The sequence below is a fragment of the Flavobacterium sp. YO12 genome, assembly GCF_004119495.1.
Classification (GTDB): Bacteria; Bacteroidota; Bacteroidia; order Flavobacteriales; family Flavobacteriaceae; genus Flavobacterium.
The window spans coordinates 1-21,308 of the sequence record NZ_NRQU01000069.1 but is presented as its reverse complement, the minus strand read 5'-3'; the positions used below and the strand labels follow the sequence as shown (position 1 = coordinate 21,308).

Genomic DNA, 21,308 nt, shown 5'->3' with positions numbered 1-21,308 from the left:
CTTTTTTATTGGGAATAATCAGATACTTAAATTTCAAAATTAGAAGAATACTTATATCCTAAAAATGAAATTTCTCTAATGATTATCTTAATTTCCCAACAAATATTACACTACCGCCAAGAGCTTCAGAAACTGCTTCAAAATCAGCAGCTCCTTTTTGCTTCAAAAGGCTGAATTTACCATCAGGAGCAGTAATATTACCATAGTATTCTGCACCATCAATTGTACCTACACTATAAACTGTACCATATTTTTCAAAAGAAGTAAAAGGCTCAACTTTTAATGTTTTTAAATCTACAAGCGCAAACTTTGTAGGAGCATTATACCAGTCAGCAGGTTTTGCTGGAGGAGTAAACGTATTGTCTAGATATTGCGCAAGAGCTTTATCTCCGTGAACATAAGCTACTACATTTACTGAATGTGCATTTAGAGGCGCTTTTAAATCTACAAAAAAGTTAGGGTCAAAAGTCCCGTTAGGATTTACCTTTAACATTCCACCAGCTGGAGGAGCACCTTTTACAGTACTGTAATCTAATGACAGCGATGTAGCACGCGAAGGTCTGTAGTACAAAGTACCATCATTTCCTTTAGCAAACGTATCATATCCCATTGACATACGTGTGTCCTTAACATAAGTAACCGCTTTTGATGCGATATCAAAAACTGCAATTTGAGCGTATTGTGGAAACTTATTAAAATCAGTAGGAGTTGCGGCTACTGGCAAAATGATTTTTTTTGCAGAAGTAACATAACTCATGTAAGTAGATGTTTTAACAGCTGCATCGTTGCTTAAAGGTAATGGCGTAACCGCTATCGTTTCTGTTATAGCCATAGTTGTTGGGTTGAATTTAATAATTTTTCCATCATTTAAGGCGAAAAAATAAGCTTCTGTTTCAGATACAAAAGCAGGAGGCCCAAAAGTACCGCTGACACCTGTACCTGTAAGACTTAAAGCATCTGAAGCAGAAATTTTCATATCATTACTTACATTGTATTTGGTTAAAGTTGAAGCCGTACCATTCCAAACATATGGATGTTCACCATAAGAGTAAATTGTAGCACCCGGACCAATCTCTGTCATTGTTTTATAATCAAGAGTTGAAGGAAATTTATCGTATGCTCCTAAATAAAAAACTCTTCCTCCAGGAGTATTTACACGAACTGATGCAATAACAGCAGGGTTATTGCCTTGACCTTCATCTTTTTTAGATTCATCTGAACTGCATGATGTTAATGCAAATGTCAAAGACATTAGTGCTAATGCGGCATGTTTTATAAAAAATCGATTTGTTTTCATACTTATTGGTTGTATAATTAATTAAAATTGAGTTACTAATTTGATATTAAATGATCTTCCCGGTTTTTGCACGCCAAAAAAATCATAGTTTTTTTCATTACTTAAATTTTGTATTTCAGCTGTTATGGCATATTTAAGTCCATTTAAGCTATTGTGATAGGTCGTTCCAAAATCAAAAATTTGCTGACTTGGGATAACAAACGGATTTGTTGAAGCGCTTTCCCAGCTTCTAAAAAATTCATATACATATCTCGCATCAAGAAAAAGAGATAATTTATCTGACTTGCCAATGATGTTGTTAAAAGAATAATTTGCGCCGCCGTTAGCAAAAAAATAGGGCTGATTAGGTACTCTATCTCCTTTATAAGCAGCAAATATCCCTTCGTTTGAGTCATTATAAAAGTGTTGGTAAGTGCTATTTGCGTGAAACGAAAGGTTCCCATTTTTAGAAGTCCAGCTGCCCGAAACTTCAATTCCTTTAGAAGTTGCCGCAAATACATTCTGATAAATATTATTGCGATCTACACTTGGAACAAATAAAATTTGATTATCTATCTTTCTTAAAAAAACATTGGTTTGAACTTGCCAGCTGCTTCTTTCATAATTTGTTTTAGACTTGAAAAAAAGTTCAAAATTAGCGTTATGACTGCGTTCAGGTTTTAAATTCATGTTGCCTTGTATAAATTGACCATCTCCAAACAATTCATCTGTCTGAGGCAGACGAGTAGCATATTCATAAGTTAGTCTGGTAGAAAATTGTTCATTGAATTTAAAACGAAATCCATTTCCAAGACCAAAATAGTTTGCACTTCTGTTTTCTTTTATTACTGAATTATTAGAAGGTATTTTCTCTTCAGAATTAACTTGCTGTAAATAGTTCTTAACAAACAAAAGATTCTCTAATTTTTCATCAAATGCATTTATTTTAAAATCTGCGCCATTGATCCATGTAAACAATTCTCTTACAGCGCTGGCAGGATCATAACCATTAATAAGTCTGTCGTCTCCAGTTTGTTTCGAATAAGTGGGTGCCGAAGTAAAACTTACAGCATATTTATTATTAATTTTCCATGAAGCTTTTAGACGTGAAAAAACATCATTATTCCAAGTATAAGTATCACTTGGACCAGTAGATTCTGAAATCTCGCCACTCACATTTCCTGCAGAACCCTCAATACGCTCACCATACCAATTGTATACAAAATCAGATACATCCGTAAATTGACGTTCCCTGTAATTATATCCTGAAATAATATCGAGTTTAAAATTTTCGCCAAAGTCATTGCGATAGGTAAGAACAGATCCAGCCGATTTTCGATAAGTCATAACTTCTCCGTAGGGAACTCCAACCATTAATTGATTATGCTGAATTTCTTTTGTGTAATCTGTATAAAATCCTTCGATACTCAATTCCTTTGCCCAGATTCTGTCTTTTACACCTGTTATTAACTGCACTCCAAAGCCATCGTACGCATCATGAAATCTAGGGACCGTTACTTTTTTTATCTTACCAGCATTATCAGCTACATCAACATCTACTTTATAGTCGTTTTGAGAAGTATCATAAAACCCGCTTCCTTTTATAAAAAAGCCAGTTTTCTTATTATAATTAGTAAGTATTAGTGATGTTCTATAAGTTCCAAAAGATCCCGCCTGAGCTGAAAAAGAGCCGCTGAAACCAGACTTTATTTTTGGCGTAATTAAATTGACAGCACCACCAAGAGCATCAGCACCGAATTCAATAGGAACAACGCCTTTATAAACATCTACACGATCAATTAAATTAACTGGAACTGTTGAAATTCCGAAAGTATAACCATGATATTCCAGCGGAATGCCTTCTAAGAAAAATCGGATTTGATTTCCGGTTAGTCCATTCATCGAAAAACTTGTTCTCGACCCAAGACCGCCACTGCGTCTAACGCTGATACCTTGTGTTTGTGCGAGCACTTCTCCTAAATCTGTAGTTTTGAACTTAGCTTCCTTCATTTCTATTACAGAAACGGCTTGTGCTGTCTGCTCTTTTTTTTGCTTTTCAGATTTACCCTTTACGACTACATCATTTAATTTTTCTGCTTCTTTTGATTGTTTTTTCTAATGTTAGAGTAATAGAATTATTTAGTGAATTCTCTAGATTAATAGTATGTTTTTTTGAGAAATACCCATCTAAAGTAACTTCAATTGTATACTTGCCATTTGCCAGATTTTCTATCTGATAAAAGCCAGCAGTATTTGTTTTTACATTTATTTCTGTACCTAAAAGCTGAATGTTAACGCCCTCTAATGGGGTTCCTTGTTCATCATTTACTGTACCAGAGATTTTGTTTTGTGCTATTAAAAACGTCGACGAGAGAATAAAGAGCAATACTATTTTGAGCTTCATGAAATTTACTTATAATTATACGTTATATTTATTTAGAATAAATAAAAAATGCAAAAATATTAAAATTATCTATTAATTGCTTAAATAGGTTAAAATTTAATTTGATTGATATTTAACGGTTTGATTTTTTGTGTTTTATTTGATATAAAACCTTGGAATAATGGAGCAAAACAGAAAAATATGTGCTTAACAATGTTTAACTATTTGCGTAATACTTAAGAATGTTTATTTTTGTAAAGAATTAATCTAAATAAAAATAACCTAGTAATATTTTTTTGAATACCTTAAAAATGAATTTAAAGCTCTCCGTTTTCTCCATTATTTTAGTTTTTCTAACCGTTAATTTAAATGCGCAATCACTTCGATTAAAAGTTGAAAATGAATCCAAAAGCGCCATTGCAAGTGCCTCAGTTTCTTCAGGTAATAAAATTATCGGAACAACAAATAAGTCAGGTGAAGTTTCGATTTTAGTTCATGAAATACAAAACAAAACAGTTTTAATTTCTGTTCCTGAATATCAGCCGCTTTCGTATATTTTTTCTAATCTGGAAGAAAAAAATGTAATTTCGATTGTTTTAAAAAGTGATAATGAACTGCAGGAAGTTGTTGTTACGGCTGGTAGAAAGCAAGAAAATATTGCTACAGTTCCTTCCTCAATAACTATCATGAGCCAAAAAGAAATACAGGTGCAAAGCAGTATTAATACTAATTTATCTTCTATTTTAGGAAATGTTATTCCGGGTTTAGGGACCTCTACAAATAAAGCTACGAACTCAGGGCAAACTTTAAGAGGTCGACAAGTTTTGGTTTTAATTGATGGAATTCCGCAATCGACACCTTTGATGAACGGTGCACGTGATATACGTGTCGTTGACGCCAATGCAATTGAACGTATTGAGGTTATTAAGGGAGCGACCTCAATTTATGGCAACGGTTCAGGAGGCGGTATCATTAATTATATTACAAAAAAAAGCCCGCTGGTTGATAGTTTTCAAGGAATAACAACAGTAGGTACCACTTTTAATCCCCTTCATAGTAAAGAAACTTTTGGCTATCGTGTTTCACAGTTTTTTAATGGCAGGAAGAACAAGTTTAGTTATGTTATTGGAGGAGCTTTTGATTACACAGGACTTCAAAGAGATGCTGATGGGAAACCACTCGGACAAACGGATGGTTTATCAAATTCATCTCAGTCTAATGCTTTTGTAAAATTAGGATATGACATGGATGATCACACTAGTTTTAATGTGGTCTACAATTTTTTCAGCAGTACTCAAAACGCTAAATATATTAGCCAGGCCGGCGTATATGGTCAGACACCTACAATTGGTGTGAGAGGTACAGAACCGGGGGAAAATGCAGGAACCCCGTTCAATCACAATTTCATGTTTACTTTTTCGAAAAATAATTTATTTAGTAATACACAATTAGATGTGTCAGCTTATTTAAATTCTTTTCAATCCATGAACCGTTATGTTGCGTCTGGCACAGCTTGGTATGGGCCAGGGCAAACCATGATTAATTCCAATAAAATTGGAACCCGTATAAATTTGAATACACCTTTTACTATAGCTTCGATGCCGTCTGAAATTACATATGGTATTGACGTGTTAAATGATGTTACTTTTCAGGATTTAGTAGATGGGCGTGTTTATATCCCGAAAATGGACATGCTAAATATTGCTCCTTATGCACAATTAAAAGTAGACGTTTTAGAAAACTTAATTTTTAAAGGAGGATTGCGTTATGAAAATGCAACCGTGCGTGTTAAAGATTTTAATACAATAGCTTCTGGGCCAGGAAACCAAGGCAGTATTTTTGTAGAGGGAGGCGAAATTCCATATAACGCTACAATGTTCAATGCTGGTCTTCGTTTTAATAAGTATGAAATCTTTAATCCATTTGTAAGTTTTTCTCAGGCATTTGCGATAAATGAATTGGGCAGAATTTTACGAAGTGCAGAGGAAAGCACTATAGCAAATTTAGAAACAGATCCAATTATTACCAATAATTATGAAGCTGGTTTTTCTAGTAAGTTTTACAACTTTAATTTAACAGCAGCGTATTACGTTAGTACTTCAAAATTAGGTGCTAATTTAATTGAAATTGATGGTCGTTTGGTTGCACAACGAGAGCCTGAAAAGATTCGCGGATATGAAGTAACATTGGATTATAGATTTTCTGATAAATTGAATCTTGGAGGAAGCTATTCGTATGTTGAAGGAGAAGCAGAATTTGATGATGGAAGAACTGTTTACTTAAACGGATCCCGCATTGCTCCGCCAAAAGCAACAGCATATATTACTTATAAGCCTACTTCTGATTGGTATTTACAATTGTCTTGGGTAAATACGGGTTGTCGAGATCGTTTTGAACCAAATACTAACGGGAGATACAGTAATAGCGAAGGACCTATTTCAACGGTGAATGTGGTTAATTTTTCAGGAAACTATTCCTTTAATAAAAATTGGTCAGTGAGCTTAGGAGTAGAAAATTTATTAAACAACAGTTATTATTCAACTTTGAGCCAATACCGTGCTGTAAATGCAGATTATGTAATGGGGAATGGTATGACAACCAGCTTAAATTTGCGTTATAAATTTTAAAATTTTTAGAAAAAAAATATTCTCATAAACTTTGGTTCGATTTGAAAACCATTTTGCGAAACGATATAATAAATGAATAAAACACTAAAAAAAAATATTGGTTTATTACACCTTTGGCTTGGTCTTGCATCTGGGTTAATTGTTTTTATAGTTGCCCTGACAGGAAGTATATTGGTCTTTGAAGATGAACTTGATGAGTTCGTTAATCCCGAATTTTATAAAGTAGCCAGTGTAGGCAAAGAAAAATTGGCAGTGGATGATATTATTTCTGAAGTGCAAGAAGAATTTCACCTAAAGAAAATTGATCGTGTTCATTCGTTTTATGACCCCGAAAGAACCTTAATAATTACAGCAACTGATTTTGACAAGAAAAAACTAATTTTCTCTATTGATCCGTATAGTGGTAAAGTTTTAGGATCTGTACCTGCTAAAAACCGTTTTTTTTCAGTTGTTCTTGATTTGCACCGTCATTTGGTTTTAGGCGATTTCGGACAAGCAGTCACCGGAATCAGCTGTCTTATTTTTGTTTTTATGCTTTTGTCGGGGCTTGTTTTGTGGTGGCCAAAGAAAATTAAAAACTTAAAGCAAAGATTAACAGTAAAATGGGACGCATCATTTAAGAGAATAAACTGGGATTTTCATTCGACTTTTGGCTTTTATACTTTTTTTGTACTTCTAATCATTTCACTAACAGGTTTAACTTGGTCATATGAATGGTTCGAGAGCGGCGTTTATTTATTGGCTGATGGAACTACTAAAAAAGAATCGGCAAAAGTTGAAAACCCAACTAAAACTGATCCAAACTCAGATAAAACGTTTTTTTATCAAAGTATATTTTCAAAAACAGATAGTATTTATAAATACAAGGGAGATACACAAATCAGAATACCATCTGATACCATAAATAGTATTATGGTCATCAAAATGAATCTTGAAGAAGAAATACCAAATATTGCAAGTATGGCTTATTTTGATAAATATACTGGCGAAATTGTAAAAACAAAACCATACGAAACATTTAGTAATGGTGATAAAATAAGACGTTTGATTTATCCAATTCATACAGGAAGTATTTATGGATATCCAACGAAAGTATTAGCATTTTTAGTTTGCCTTTTTGCTGCTACACTTCCATTTACCGGTCTGTTTATATGGCTTGGCAGAAAGAAAAAGAGTAAGTAATTATTCTGTAATAAAGTTTTAAATCTAAAATCCAACAAGTATTAATCTTGTTGGATTTTGTATTTAACAGATACCGCTTTATACTCATACTGATTCTATAAGATTGTAGACCAATAAACAAAAATTGAAGAAAGGATTAAGAAAGAAATCATCTCATCTTTTCTGTGCTTTTTGTTTGCTTATCCAGTAGGAACTACAATATAATTATGGTATATTTATATTAAATTGAATACGTAAAAGATTGATTATTAAATCTAGTAGTAAGATTTAATCTTTTTCGTGAAAAATAATGGTGTTACCTAGTTTCTTTTCAAGTAAATAAATCCCTTAGCTGTTATGAAAATAATAAAACACTCAGGATATAAAGTACCTTTTGATAAAGATAAATTAGAACTTTCTCTCAAAAAGTCTGGGGCTAGTGCTGATCTCATAAAGGAAACTTTAGCTGAAATAGAAAGGCAAATGTATGACGGCTTAACCACCAAAGAAATCTATAAATTAGCCTTTGCCATTTTAAAAAAAGCATCAAGCGGACATGCAGCGCGTTACAATATCAGACTGGCTTTGCAAATGCTTGGTCCGGCGGGCTTTTTCTTTGAGAAATTCGTTGCCAGATTATATGCTACAGAAGGATTTAAGACAAAAATAAATTTAACACTACAGGGGAAATGTGTATCGCATGAAATAGACATAGCCATCATGAAGAATAACGTGATAAGCATGATTGAATGTAAATTTCACGGCAGTAAAGAAGGTTCTTCAGATGTAAAAGTGCCTATGTACATACTTTCTCGTTTTAATGACCTTAAAGCAAAAAAACATACTATTTTTTCTAATAGTGAAGCTATCGATTCCTGTATTATAGTAACTAACAATCGTTTTACTAAAGATGCGCAGGATTTTGCTAATTGCAGCGGAATTTCTCTTTTAAGCTGGGATTATCCGCAAGATAATAATCTCAAAAATAAAATAGATAAAGGAACCCTTTATCCTGTTACCTGTCTCACAACACTATCAATAGTTGAAAAAGAAAAATTACTTATTCTGGATCAGATACTTGTAAAAGATGTTATTGATGATCCTCAAAGTCTGTATAAAATAGGACTTAGTGAAAACCGAGTTAAAAATACATTGCACGAAGCGTCACAAATTTGTAAACATCATTAAAATGAAAGTAAAATTTATTGGAGGGGCAGGAACTGTAACTGGATCGAAAACCCTTTTAGAAACTAACGGATATAGAATACTTATTGATTGTGGTCTTTTTCAAGGTCTTAAATCACTTCGAGAACTCAACTGGGATCCTTTACCCATTTTACCATCTACCATAGATTGTGTTCTTCTTACTCATGGTCACCTAGATCATTGCGGCTGGCTTCCTCGACTAATATCTCAAGGATTTACTGGTCGAATATATTGTACTGCTCCAACCAAATCTATAGCCAAATTAGTTCTTTTAGACAGCGCTAAAATTCAAGAAGAAGAAGCCAGTAGAGCCAACCAAAAACAATATTCAAAACATACAAATCCAGAACCACTTTATACATTAGAACAAGCTCAGGCTGTTACTCCCTTTTTTGAAGTCGTAGAGCCAAATACATTAGTGCCTATTGCAAATGATATCGACGCTATTTTTGAAAATGCAGGTCATATCATTGGTGCCTGCAGCATTAGATTAACTCTTGAGGGTAAAACGTTTGTGTTTTCAGGCGATATAGGACGAGATGATGATGTGTTAATGTTTGCGCCCACAAAGCCCGTATTGGCTGATTATTTATTTCTAGAAAGTACTTACGGAGATCGGCTTCATCCTGATGTAGATGTAAAAGAAGAGCTGGAAACATTAATCAATGCAGCTATTAAGCAAAAAGGAACTGTCATAATTCCCGGCTTTGCTGTAGAGAGAGCACAATCGGTAATGTTTTTATTGTGGCAGCTTAAAAAAGAAGGAAGAATTCCTGATGTCCCATACATATTGGATACCCCAATGGGAGCTAATGCACTGCATGTATTTCTAGAAAATTTGAAATGGCATAAACTCTCTGCCGATGACTGTCATGAAATGAGTAAAATGTTCTCCATTGTCTCCGAGTTTAAGGAGACCATGCGCATTATTGAAAACCCTCAGCCCAAAGTGGTTATTGCAGCAAGCGGCATGGTTACAGGAGGGAGAGTATTATCGTACTTTGAGCATTATATAGGTAATGAAAAAACAACTGTTATTTTTGTTGGATATCAGGCAGAAGGAACCCGCGGCAGAAAACTTTTAGAGGGAGCAGATGAAATTAAAATATATGGGAATTACTATAATGTAAAAGCCAAAATTTTTCAGATAGAAGGGCTTTCTGCACATGGAGACCAAAAGGATCTTTTAAATTGGCTCTCTGCACTTGAAAACATTCCGAAATGCATCTATTTAGTACACGGCGAAAACCTTCCGGCAGATGAACTGCGAATTAAAATTCAGAATCAGTATCATTTTAAATGTAACGTTCCATTAATGGGAAATGAAATAGAAATTTAGACATTCTTTTGTTTAAGATCATAGTTTTCTGGATATTTTATTCAAATCAAAAAAATACCCGATCAACATAAAAGAATTTGATTTAAAATCAGATTTGTAAAAAACATAAAAAAGCGTTTTATTCTTACTTTTTTATATCTCTTTAAGGAATTGAATGATAATTATGTTGCAAAAATGTTGATTTGTTGATATTAAATTTATATTTGCGCAAACAAACAAAGACAAAAAATTAGCTCAGAAAAGGAAAATATTAAAATTGATGAAGCGTATTACAAAGAGCTGTTTTATTCTTTGTATCCAAGACTTGTGAGCTACAGTTATGGTTTTGTCAAAGACAGTTTTCTTGCCGAGGAAGTAGTTGGAAATGTTATGTTGCAGCTTTGGGAAAACCGTGTAAAATTTGAAAAGATAATCGATGTTAAGTCTTATCTCTACACTATGGTTCGCAATGGTTCATTCTTGATCTTAAAAAAAGAACAGAAAGGTATCGAATTGAATAATGAATTATCTCACGAAACTTTAGATTTTGATTTTAATATCTTAGAAGAAGAATTATATGCGACTTTAACTCAAGCTTTGAATTCCTTACCAGAAAAATGCAAAGAAGTTTTTGAACTCTCCTGTATAGAAGGATTGAAATACAAGGATGTAGCAGAAAAACTTAATATTTCTATAAATACGGTTAAATCTCAGCGCGCCCGTGCGATAGAGTTATTAAAGGTTAAACTCAAGAATCACTCAGAACTTTTATTCCTTTTATTATTTTTATAAAAAAAATAAAAAATCTTTCCACCCATTTTTGATATTTAATACTCTTAGTTATATAACATTACTTAAAATGTTAATAACCGATACTTAATATCAAAAAATATGTCTCAAGGAAAGAAAGAATTTGTAATCGCTGCTCTTATAAGAAAGGAACTTCTTGAGGGAGAATTGTCGATTGAAGAAAATGCTCTTTTGCAAGAATGGCTTTCCATCCCCGAAAATCAAGAATATTATCAAAAAGTTATTGATATAGAAACGTTAAAATCTAAGGAACGGTTTTATAAAACTGTTAATACAGATTTAGCTTTTGAAAGAATTAAAGAAAAAATTGATTTTGGAGAAGCACCTGTAATTTCACTTTTTGATTATAAAAGGGTATTGAAATATGCAGCAGTTTTAGTTTTTTTAGCGGCAATTTCTTCTGTTTTCTACTATCTGAATACTGATGCTAAAATGCAAAATCAGGAAGTAGTTGTAAAAGATATTGAACCAAAATATAACAATCCAACTCTTGTACTTGCAGATGGAACAGTTATTTCCTTAGAACCCAAAAAAGAAAAGATCGTTTCTAAAAATGGTGTGATTTCAAATCTAAATCAGGTTTTGGTTTATGATGCAAAAGAGGTCAAAGGAATGGCTTCAGATGGAGAAAATACTTTGATTGTACCTGTTGGCGGCATTTATGCCGTTATACTTTCAGACGGAACCAAAGTCTGGCTTAATTCAAAATCATCTTTAAAATATCCTGTGAAATTTAGCGGAAATACTCGGGATGTAACCTTAGAAGGGGAAGCCTATTTTGAAGTGAGTAAAAATCCTCATAGTCCTTTTACAGTTAAAACCAAATCTGGAAATGTTACCGTTTTAGGAACACATTTTAATGTAAGCGCTTATCAGGAAGACAAGAAATTTGAAACTACACTGGCGGAAGGAAAAGTAAAAATTTCTCAAATAAGTAAAACCGAAAAAAACGAATCTGTTATTTTAAAACCCGGGCAGCAGGCTAGTGTTCGTAACGAAACTATAAAGGTGGCAGAAGTTGATCCTTACGGTTATAGTGCATGGAAAGATGGTAAGTTTTATTTTGAAAATGAAAACCTGAAAAATATTTTAGACAAAATGGAAAGATGGTACAACTTTAATGTGAGGTTCGAACAAAAATCATTAGAGCAGATAAAATTCACAGGAATTGTTTTAAAAGACCAGTCAATCGATCAATTTTTGGATATAATTAGAAAAACGTCAAATGTTAAATATAAAATAACCAAAATTAACCAAACCTATGAAGTAACCATTAGTAAGTAAAAAAAACCGGAAAATGTTTGCACCATTTCCCGGCTAGTATTTGTTCAGTCGAAAAAAAGAGTTCGAAATCAATTAACCAACCAAAACATTTAAAAGTATGAAAAAAAACCTATCCGCAAAAGATTGTGGGGTAAAATCCGCACTTTGGGATAATTTTCTTAGCATCATGAGGAAATCCATAATATTATCAATATTTCTTTTTAATATAGTTGCTTTTGCTTCTGCACAAAAGGTAACTATAAACGCAAGAAACAAGTCTATAGCATCTGTTTTAAAAACAATTACCAAAAAAACCAGTATAGAATTTTTCTATAGTGATGACGTTTTTGATTCACATAGAATGGTGAATATAACAGTAAATAACGCTGAGGTAATGGCAGTTATAAAAGAATTGATTGGTGATAATTACAAAGCAGAATTTGTAAATAACAAATTGATTGTTATTGCATTAAATCATAAAGCAGCTGCGTCATCTGCTAATGGAGGCACTCCGGTTATCAATCAAAGAAAAATCTCAGGAATAGTTACAGATAATATGGGGCTGCCAATAATTGGAGTAACCATTTTGGTAAACGATAATAAGCTGGGAACGGTGACTGATTTTGAAGGAAAATATCAAATAATGGCAAATGAAGGCGATGTGGTGAGCTTTAGTTTTTTAGGTTTTGCTGCAAAAAAAATAAAAATTAAAGATCAGGTAATACTCAACGTTACTCTTGAACCAACTGCAAATGAATTAAATGAGCTCGTTTTAGTAGGATATGGAAAAATGACCCGCGATAAAATTACAGGAGCTGTTACAAAACTGGACACAAAGGTATTGCAGAACACTCAAAATGTATCATTTGCCGATGCATTGATTGGTGTAGTTCCTGGTTTGTTTGTTCAGGAAAGTTTTTCTTCTCCAGATTCACCACCAACTATGCTGTTGCGAGGTGTGGGTTCTATAAGTGCTAGTACAGAGCCATTGATTGTGGTAGACGGCGTGCAGATGCCAAGATCTGGTTTAGATGCATTTATGCTAAATGCAGCCGATATACAGGATATTAGTATTCTGAAAGATGCCGCTGCGACTTCTATTTATGGATCTAAAGGAACAAATGGAGTTCTTATTGTTACTACGAAAAGAGGTACTAGAAACACAAAACTAAAGGTGGCTTTCAATAGTCGTTTAGGAGTTAAATATGCAGATCAGTCTTTTACTAATGACTTAATGAATGCGTCTCAAAAGTTGGATTTTGAAGAGTCATTGGGCTTCTATAAAACGACCCCTGCCTTACTTCAAAAAAGAAGAGCTTCTGGTCAGGATGTAAATTGGGCAGATTTATTATTAACTAACGAGATCAATCGTGAAAATGATATTTCTTTTTCAGGCGGGTCAGACAAGGCTAATTATTACACTTCGCTTACCTACAACAATGTTAATAATATTTTTGGAGGTGAATATAAGAGGTATACAGTATCAATGCGTGTAGACTATGATTTGAGCAGAAAATTAAAAGTGGGATTTTCAGGAAATTTTGGAAACGTAAATGAAGAGGACAAACGTATAGTGGGATCACCATTTTCAAACGCATTTCTTTTAAATCCTTGGCTTGCAATTAAAGATGATGCTGGAAATTCATTGCGATTATTGGATGTTGGTAATTCTACTGGAGTTCCTTATAACCCAATATTTGTGAGAGATAATACGAATGTGAATAACAACCGAAAAAATATTGGCGGCAGCGCAAATCTTACCTATATACCAGTAAAATGGTTAACCTTAAATGGTATTTTGGGAGCTAATTTCAATACCTCTAAAAACAATAGTTATGAAAATGTAATTGTCAATGGAGGTGCGCTTACTTACAATACGGGTGACAGCAATAATTACACAGGAACACTGACAGCCACTTTAGCGAAAACATTTCAAAAACATGCATTTGATATGGTTATGGGGTATGAAGTTAACGAGAGTGAGACCAACAGTTTTTCTGTTACAGCAAAGGATTTTAGCTCTGACGCTGTGCAGACGGTAAGTGCTGCAAAAACCGTTGGTGCGATCACAGAGCGAAAATCTCAAGCAGGTTCACTTTCTTATTTTTCCCGATTAAATTACACCTTCAATAATACTTACAACCTTTCACTTTCATTCAGAAGAGATGGTTCTTCTCGTTTTGGAAACAATAATAAATATGCCAATTTCTGGTCCGTAGGATCTTCATGGGATATGCATAAAGATTTACTTAATAGAAATAAAACAGTAAGTTCCTTAAAATTGAGAGCTAGTGTTGGAACTTCTGGAAACGACTTTATTGGTGATTTTGCTTCTCAATCATTGTATGGTTACAGAAGTCAGATTACTTATGCGGGAAGTACAGCTCCATACCTGACCAGAGGTGAAAATGAAGATTTGACATGGGAGAAAAACTTTAATGTGAACGGTGGTATCGATTTCGGTTTCTTTAATAATCGAATTACCGGAACAGTTGATTATTATGTTAGAACTACAAAAGACCTGTTGAACAATAAGCCAATACCGCTTACTTCAGGTTTCGCAGAACTTGTTTCTAATATTGGAGACTTTAGAAATGAAGGTATTGAAATCAGTCTTCACATTGTAAATATCAAAAATCAGAGTTTTTCATGGACAACTGATTTTAATTTTGCAAACAATAAAGGAACGGTTTTATCCTTATCAGACGATAAAGATATTTTATCAAATTCTGGATCTACTGTTTTTAAGGCAGGAAGTGCAATAAGATCTTTTTATATTGTGGATTGGGCAGGAGTAAATCCAGTAACCGGCTTTAATCAATATAGAGCAGCAGATGGAAAATTGGTAGATTTTAATACTAACAGAACCAATTCTAACACTGCCGAAATTAATAACCTTAGACAAGTAATTAATAAAACTTCTATTCCTAAGTACTATGGAGGTTTAACGAATACTTTTAAGTATAAAAATGTAGATATGTCGTTCTTGATTTCATATGCTGCAGGACATTATGTGTTAAATGATGGAGTTTATAATTTATACAATAATCCCGCATTTAACCAGCATGTTAATGTGGCTAATGCATGGAAAAATCCAGGTGACCAGTCTGATTTAGCGATAAGACAAGTGTACTTAGTAAGACCAACAGCATCAATGGTATCTGATTATAGAGCATCATCTCAATTTCTTGAAAATGCCAGCTATATAAAATTGAAAAACATTATGATTGGATATTCCATTGACAAAGAAGTTGCAAAAAAAATAGGAGTAGAGCGTCTTAGATTTTTTCTTCAAGGGCAAAATCTTTTCACTAAATCAGCTGTTCATTATATTGATCCTGAATATGCTACTGCAGCGGGGGGAATTGGACTTTCTTCTTCTATTGTTAGAGGATACTCATTTGGGATGAATGTTAATTTTTAAGAAAGCGGATGGTTTAAATATGCATTTTCGTAATAAGGTGTATTAGACAATAGAAAAATCAAATTCTACAGGACAGATAAAATAAACACAATAGAATAGATGAAAACAAATATAAAATTATTATTTGCCACAGTGCTGGTTACTTTTTTAAGTGCATGTACTGATGATATTATAAATAAAGAACCCTTAGACGAATTATCGCCTGAAACTCTTTTTCAGACAGATGGAGGATTTAGAAGTGCCCTAGATGGCGTTTACGGAGTGATGAAACAGGATTTTTTCGGTTATTCTCATGGAATCTACAGTATTCCAGAAGCGATCAGCGATGATGTGGTAGGTTCGTCCAATTCAAAGGACTATTCCTTTGATGGCAGTTTAGAAAACATTTATCCGCTCGCTTATACCAGCACGACAGGAAATATCGAAGGATTTTGGAAAATATCGTATCAAGCGCTCAACAATGTAAATACTATAATTAGACAAGCTAGAAAAAGTACACTTGCCAATAAAAATGCTTTTTTAGGAGAAGCATTAGGTATCAGAGCGCTTTTGTATTATAATTTGTACCGCTTTTATGCCCCGGCTTACAATACCAATAAAACAGCATTGGCAATACCGTATCGATTTGAAAATGATGCACTTTTAGATATTAAGCCCCGCAACACATCAGCTGAAGTTATAAATTACATTCTAGCCGATTTGAATGAGGCCGCGCCTTTGGCTGCCAATACAGTTAACTCTTATAGAATATCAAAAACAGCTATTTATGCATTGCTGGCACGCGTGTCTCACGAAACAGGCGATTACAAAAATGCTATCGTATATGCTAATTTAGCCCTGACAGATACGAGATACAAATTAGATACCACGCTTGCGGCACTCCAAAAAGAATGGGATAAAGATGATTCTGGCGAGATTATGTTTAGAATTCGATTTGAAAATAACGAAACACAGTATACCGCAGGAATCTTTGCTATTCCAGTAATGTCAAGTTATCCTTATTTAGTATCAAATGATTTGATAAGTCTCTACGATCAGAATAAAGATCTCCGATTCTCAGTATACTTTAAAACGCATCCTACAGTCAAAGGAAGTTATTTTCCAAAGAAACAGGCTGGAACAAGAACAACAAACGCCGCAACATTTGATCCCGGAAATATCGATATTAAATTAATAAGAGTACCAGAAATGTATCTCATATTGGCAGAATCGAATTTAAAGGAAAATAACAATGCAGCAGCGTTGGTGAATCTCAATAAACTTAGAAACGCAAGAGGTTTAGGTGACTTTTTAGGAGCAGATTTGAATAAAGAAATCCTAAACGAACGCAGAAGAGAGCTTGCATTTGAAGGATTTAGATTTACAGAACTAAAGAGACTTGGTTTAGGTTTTACCAGAGCTGGCGGCGGCGGTTTAGCACCTAAAGCAGATCGATTTGCTTTACCAATTCCGCAAACAGAAATTGATCGTTCAGGAATTCCACAAAACCCTGGATACTAAGAGACATATCGAGCCCACATTTCTATTTACATAAGTGGGCTCATAATGTCATTTTCAAAAATATAAATACTTTAAAAAATGAATAAAAAACAACTTCTTATCTGTTGGTTTTTAGTCTGTACAATACTTATGGGGTATTCGCAAACTAAAGGAAACCTAAAAATTACTATTCTTAAAAATGGATTTATCTATGATAATAAATTTGACAGCAAGAAAGGGAATATTATAATAGAAGGAGATAAGATCAAAGACATTTTATACACCGATGATCTTGCCAAATATCCAGATGCTGCTATAATTGATATTACTGGAAAATATGTGATGCCCGGACTAATCGATTCACACGTTCATTTAGCCACAGCACCCGATCCGGACAGGATAAAAAACGGTAAATATATGCAGGATCAACTTTCTAAAATGATCTATGCCGGAATTACCTCTGTAAGAGATATGACTGGAAATGCAATTATTCTTGCAGACTATAAACGTGCCAGCACCCTTAATCAACTGCCGGCGCCGTCTATTTTTTATGCAGCTCAGTTTGGAGGATCAGCCTATTTCGATTTAATGAGAAAGCATAACAAGGATAAAAATGATACCCCTTGGGAACAAACGATTACGGAGAAAACAGATATCAAAATTGCTGTTGCAGAAGCGAAAGGAGCAGGAGTTACCGGAATTAAAATATATTCTGACTTGACCTCGGATCTTGTTAGAAAAATTGTAAAAGAGGCAAAACTTCAGGGATTGCAAAGCTGGAGCCATGCTGCAGTTTTTCCTGCTACTCCCACAGATATTGCCAATGCAAAAGTAAACAGCATGTCACATGCGTTTGATATTCCGTATGACTCTGCTGTTAAAGAAATGAATCGCTCTAAAAGACCAGTTATTGATAATAAAAAACTGGATAATCTTTTATTGCTGATGAAAGCTAACAACGTTATTTTGGATGCTACCAATTATATTGGAAACAATAATAAGCTTTATGCTGGTGTAACAGTAACTAAAAGAGCTCACGAACTTGGAGTGAAGGTATCTACTGGAACAGATTGGCCTTATTTGTTTGAAAAAGATAATGTTGTTCCATTATTCAAAGAAATAAAGATTCTGACAAACGACTGTGGTTTTACCAACAAGGATGCTCTAATAAGCGCCACAATAATAGGTGCAGAAAGTATTGGGGTAGAAGATAGAGGTGTTATAGCTATAGGGAAGCGAGCAGATCTTTTTATTACAAATTCAGATCCTGTAAAGCAGATTGAAAATATACAAGATGGTTTTATGACCATTAAATCAGGGATTATTTACACTGAAAAAAAGTAAATAGTTCTAAAACGTATTAACGAAATAAATTATAAAACATAATGAAAAAATGGTATTGTTTAGGGATCATAGCCCTTGTTTTTAATCTACATACTTTTGCGCAAAAAGCGACAAATGATTATGTACGTCTTTTTGGAAAAATAACAGAGAAAAACTCAGATTCTTTGATTGTATTCAAGGGCAGAACTAAAATAAAAAGAATCAATGTTAACAAAGATGGTTCTTTTGCAGATACATTGAAGGTAAAGGAAGGTTTTTATGGAATGTTTGACGGTAGAGAACAAGGTTTTTTTTACTTCAAAAATGGTTATAATATGAAAATTACTTTTGATACCAAACAATGGGATGAAACAATGGATTTTAAAGGAAACGGAGAAATACCAAATAAATATCTATTCAGGAAAGCCTTGTATTCTGAAAAAGCAACTGCAGATAAATCTATATTTAAATTAGGTAACGATGAGTTTACCAAAAAAATAGATGAAATTGTTGCTGGTTATCAAAAAATACTCAAAGAAACCAAAGGATTAGACGCATCTTTTATTGCTCTTGAAGAAAAGGATTTTGAAGATTTTAAAAAAAGCAGTGTAGACAGATATAATAAAACGACTGGATTAAAAAAACATCAGGATAAAATTCTGCCTAAAGGAATGGCTTCTCCAAAATTCGTCAATTTTGAAAACTTCAATGGAGGTAAAACTTCCTTAGACGATCTGAAAGGGAAATTTGTTTATATTGATTTATGGGCTACTTGGTGCGGGCCATGTAAAAAAGAAATCCCTTTTCTTAAAGTTTTGGAAAAAGAATTTCACGATCAAAATATAAACTTTGTTAGTATTTCTGTCGACCGTGTAAAAGATCGTGAAAAATGGAAAAAAATGGTAACAGATCTTCAATTGACCGGCGTGCAGTTATTTGCTAATGGTGATGACTCTTTCGAGAAAGCTTATGAAGTAAGTGGTATTCCGAGATTTATTTTACTTGATCCACAAGGCAATATCGTTGATCCAAATGCGCTAAGACCATCTGACGAAGGAATAAGAAAATGGTTTAAAGAAGTAGGAGTTAAATAATTTACATAAGAAAGGGATTAGCATTTTGCTGTCCCTTTTCATTTTTAAAGGCATTAATGCGGCTTACCCAAATATTTGGTAGAGTATTACCAATGAAAAAGTTATGCGAATTACCAGAAAAACAATTCTTTTAGTTTAGAATTTTAATCGTTATTTTTGACCCTCGAAAAAAACAAATTAGAGATTGGATGTTCTGAATAAATCGTGTGCTGCGGTTTATTTTATTGACTTAACGATTTATTGATAATATTCAATACGAACATAATATCCATCTCAAAACCAAACACTACCATCATGTCCACCGAAAAAATACAGCTTAATACAATAGAAGAAGCAATTGAAGATATTCGCCAAGGAAAAATAATCATTGTAGTTGACGATGAAGATCGTGAAAACGAAGGTGATTTTTTAGCGGCTGCAGAAAAAGCAACACCTGAAATGATCAACTTTATGGCTACACATGGACGTGGTTTAATATGTGTGCCTTTAGCAGAAAGTCGTTGTAATGAGCTTGGATTACACAAGATGGTAACCAACAATACGGATCCGTTGGAAACAGCCTTTACTGTTTCAGTAGATTTTAAAGGAAGTGATGTAAGTACAGGAATATCTGCTTCTGACAGAGCTAAAACGGTACTTTCATTAGTGAGTCAGGATACTAAACCTCATGATCTGGCACGTCCAGGGCATATATTTCCATTAATTGCCAAACAAGGTGGTGTTTTAAGAAGAACAGGACATACTGAGGCTGCGATTGATTTTGCCCGCTTGGCCGGATTTAAATCTGCTGGAGTGATTGTCGAAGTCATGAATGACGATGGCACTATGGCAAGATTACCGCAATTGGCAGAAGTTGCTAAAAAATTTAATTTGAAACTCGTTTCCATTGAAGCGCTTGTTGCTTATAGAATGCAGCATGACAGCCTGATTGTGAAGAAAGAAGATTTTGATATTGAAACCCGTTTTGGAACGTTTAGACTTAGGGCTTATCAGCAGACAACTAACAAACAAATCCACATTGCACTTACCAAAGGAACTTGGAATACTGGAGAACCAATTCTAACGCGAATCAATTCTACAACAATAAATAATGATATATTGGGTACGCTTACCAATGATGCTGACAAAAAGCTGGATAGCATGTTTCAATTGATCAATCAGGAAGGCAAAGGAGCTGTTTTGTTTATCAATCAGGAGGCTCCGCCAACAGACTTCATAAACCGTTTGTTAGAATTGAAAGTTTTACAGGCTGAAGGCGAATTCAAAGCACCACAAATAAAGATGGATACCAAAGATTTTGGTATTGGTGCACAGATATTGCATGATATTGATATTTCCAAAATTAGATTATTGTCGAATTCAGAGCAAACCAAACGTGTCGGTATGATCGGATACGGATTAGAAATTAAAGAGTACGTTAAATACTAATTTTTTGTATTTATAATAATTTACGAAAACTACTTAAAGAAATCCTTCGAATATATTTCGAAGGATTTTTTTTGGGATCATATATACCTTAAATACAAACAAAAAGAAGAAAAGGCCGTCTCACGATGAAGCGAAATAATCTTTTTTTATTTGAACAACTATCAGATCGTGTATTTCAAATATTCATTTTTTTAAAGCTTGTTTTAGTATTAAGGTTTGTTTTTCTTCTTTTATTTTCTTTTTTTACCTGTTTTTAATAATTTCTTTTTTCTTTTCATCTGGGCATTCATTTTTTTGAAACTATATTATTTAGAACGACTAAATCTTTTTCCTATTTATTTTTTAACAAGAGCAGAAAGTTGTTTAATACAGCTATAAACATATTTTCTTTAGCCCGATAAATAAGCAGGATCTAATTAAAGATATTACTGTTTACATATTTCTTTATTGTAAATCTAATAGTTAACAAACTGACAACTGATAATTTGTCATGAGTCATCTCTAAATCACCGTTTC

14 protein-coding genes and 1 pseudogene are annotated in these 21,308 nt (G+C 33.6%); 11 read left to right on the top strand and 4 right to left on the bottom strand.

The features are described 5' to 3' along the window. Window positions 1–82 precede the first annotated feature (82 nt). The 4 genes and pseudogenes from BOW55_RS17700 to BOW55_RS17690 form a co-directional block, all read right to left on the bottom strand. Entirely contained in the window at window positions 83–1,297 is a 1,215-nt protein-coding gene (locus BOW55_RS17700; RefSeq protein WP_129025433.1) for a hypothetical protein, read from the bottom strand. A gap of 21 nt (window positions 1,298–1,318) precedes the next feature. Continuing rightward, window positions 1,319–2,752 carry a TonB-dependent receptor domain-containing protein gene (locus BOW55_RS17695; RefSeq protein ID WP_371414535.1) on the bottom strand — a complete coding sequence of 478 codons (1,434 nt, stop codon included), beginning with the start codon at window positions 2,750–2,752 and terminating at the stop codon, window positions 1,319–1,321. 267 nt (window positions 2,753–3,019) lie between these two features. Next, a pseudogene (locus BOW55_RS21570) lies at window positions 3,020–3,310 on the bottom strand (TonB-dependent receptor plug domain-containing protein); the annotation flags it as partial. A 46-nt stretch (window positions 3,311–3,356) separates the two neighbouring features. Then, on the bottom strand, window positions 3,357–3,680 hold the full coding sequence (locus BOW55_RS17690; RefSeq protein ID WP_129025429.1) for a carboxypeptidase-like regulatory domain-containing protein: 324 nt from the start codon (window positions 3,678–3,680) through the stop codon (window positions 3,357–3,359). 290 nt (window positions 3,681–3,970) lie between these two features. Between BOW55_RS17690 and BOW55_RS17685 the strand changes: the two genes are divergently transcribed. The 11 genes from BOW55_RS17685 to ribB all read left to right on the top strand — a co-directional run bounded on the left by BOW55_RS17685 (window position 3,971) and on the right by ribB (window position 20,792). Further along, window positions 3,971–6,286, top strand: a complete 2,316-nt coding sequence (locus BOW55_RS17685; protein WP_129025427.1) for a TonB-dependent receptor — start codon at window positions 3,971–3,973, stop codon at window positions 6,284–6,286. Window positions 6,287–6,358: 72 nt separating this feature from the next. Continuing rightward, window positions 6,359–7,468, top strand: coding sequence for a PepSY domain-containing protein (locus tag BOW55_RS17680; RefSeq protein WP_129025425.1), 1,110 nt, complete (start codon window positions 6,359–6,361; stop codon window positions 7,466–7,468). A 336-nt stretch (window positions 7,469–7,804) separates the two neighbouring features. Then, window positions 7,805–8,635, top strand: a complete 831-nt coding sequence (locus tag BOW55_RS17675) for a restriction endonuclease (protein ID WP_129025423.1) — start codon at window positions 7,805–7,807, stop codon at window positions 8,633–8,635. A 1-nt stretch (window position 8,636) separates the two neighbouring features. Next, window positions 8,637–9,992 (top strand): MBL fold metallo-hydrolase, encoded by a 1,356-nt coding sequence (locus tag BOW55_RS17670; RefSeq protein ID WP_129025421.1) that lies wholly within the window; start codon window positions 8,637–8,639, stop codon window positions 9,990–9,992. A 195-nt stretch (window positions 9,993–10,187) separates the two neighbouring features. Then, entirely contained in the window at window positions 10,188–10,763 is a 576-nt protein-coding gene (locus BOW55_RS17665; protein WP_129025419.1) for an RNA polymerase sigma factor, read from the top strand. Window positions 10,764–10,862: 99 nt separating this feature from the next. Next, window positions 10,863–12,065 carry a FecR family protein gene (locus tag BOW55_RS17660; RefSeq protein WP_129025417.1) on the top strand — a complete coding sequence of 401 codons (1,203 nt, stop codon included), beginning with the start codon at window positions 10,863–10,865 and terminating at the stop codon, window positions 12,063–12,065. Window positions 12,066–12,162: 97 nt separating this feature from the next. Then, the gene (locus BOW55_RS17655) at window positions 12,163–15,468 is read left to right on the top strand and encodes a SusC/RagA family TonB-linked outer membrane protein (RefSeq protein ID WP_241686604.1); all 3,306 of its coding nucleotides are present in this window, start codon (window positions 12,163–12,165) and stop codon (window positions 15,466–15,468) included. 99 nt (window positions 15,469–15,567) lie between these two features. After that, a complete protein-coding gene (locus BOW55_RS17650; RefSeq protein ID WP_129025415.1) occupies window positions 15,568–16,968 on the top strand; it encodes a RagB/SusD family nutrient uptake outer membrane protein in 1,401 nt (466 codons plus the stop codon). Window positions 16,969–17,046: 78 nt separating this feature from the next. Further along, window positions 17,047–18,291 (top strand): amidohydrolase family protein, encoded by a 1,245-nt coding sequence (locus BOW55_RS17645; protein ID WP_129025413.1) that lies wholly within the window; start codon window positions 17,047–17,049, stop codon window positions 18,289–18,291. A 41-nt stretch (window positions 18,292–18,332) separates the two neighbouring features. Next, window positions 18,333–19,364: a TlpA disulfide reductase family protein gene (locus BOW55_RS17640; protein ID WP_129025411.1), complete on the top strand. Its 1,032-nt coding sequence runs from the start codon at window positions 18,333–18,335 to the stop codon at window positions 19,362–19,364. Between the two features lie 294 nt (window positions 19,365–19,658). Beyond that, complete coding sequence (ribB, locus tag BOW55_RS17635) at window positions 19,659–20,792, top strand: 3,4-dihydroxy-2-butanone-4-phosphate synthase (RefSeq protein ID WP_164975062.1); 1,134 nt, start codon at window positions 19,659–19,661, stop codon at window positions 20,790–20,792. Window positions 20,793–21,308: the final 516 nt, after the last annotated feature.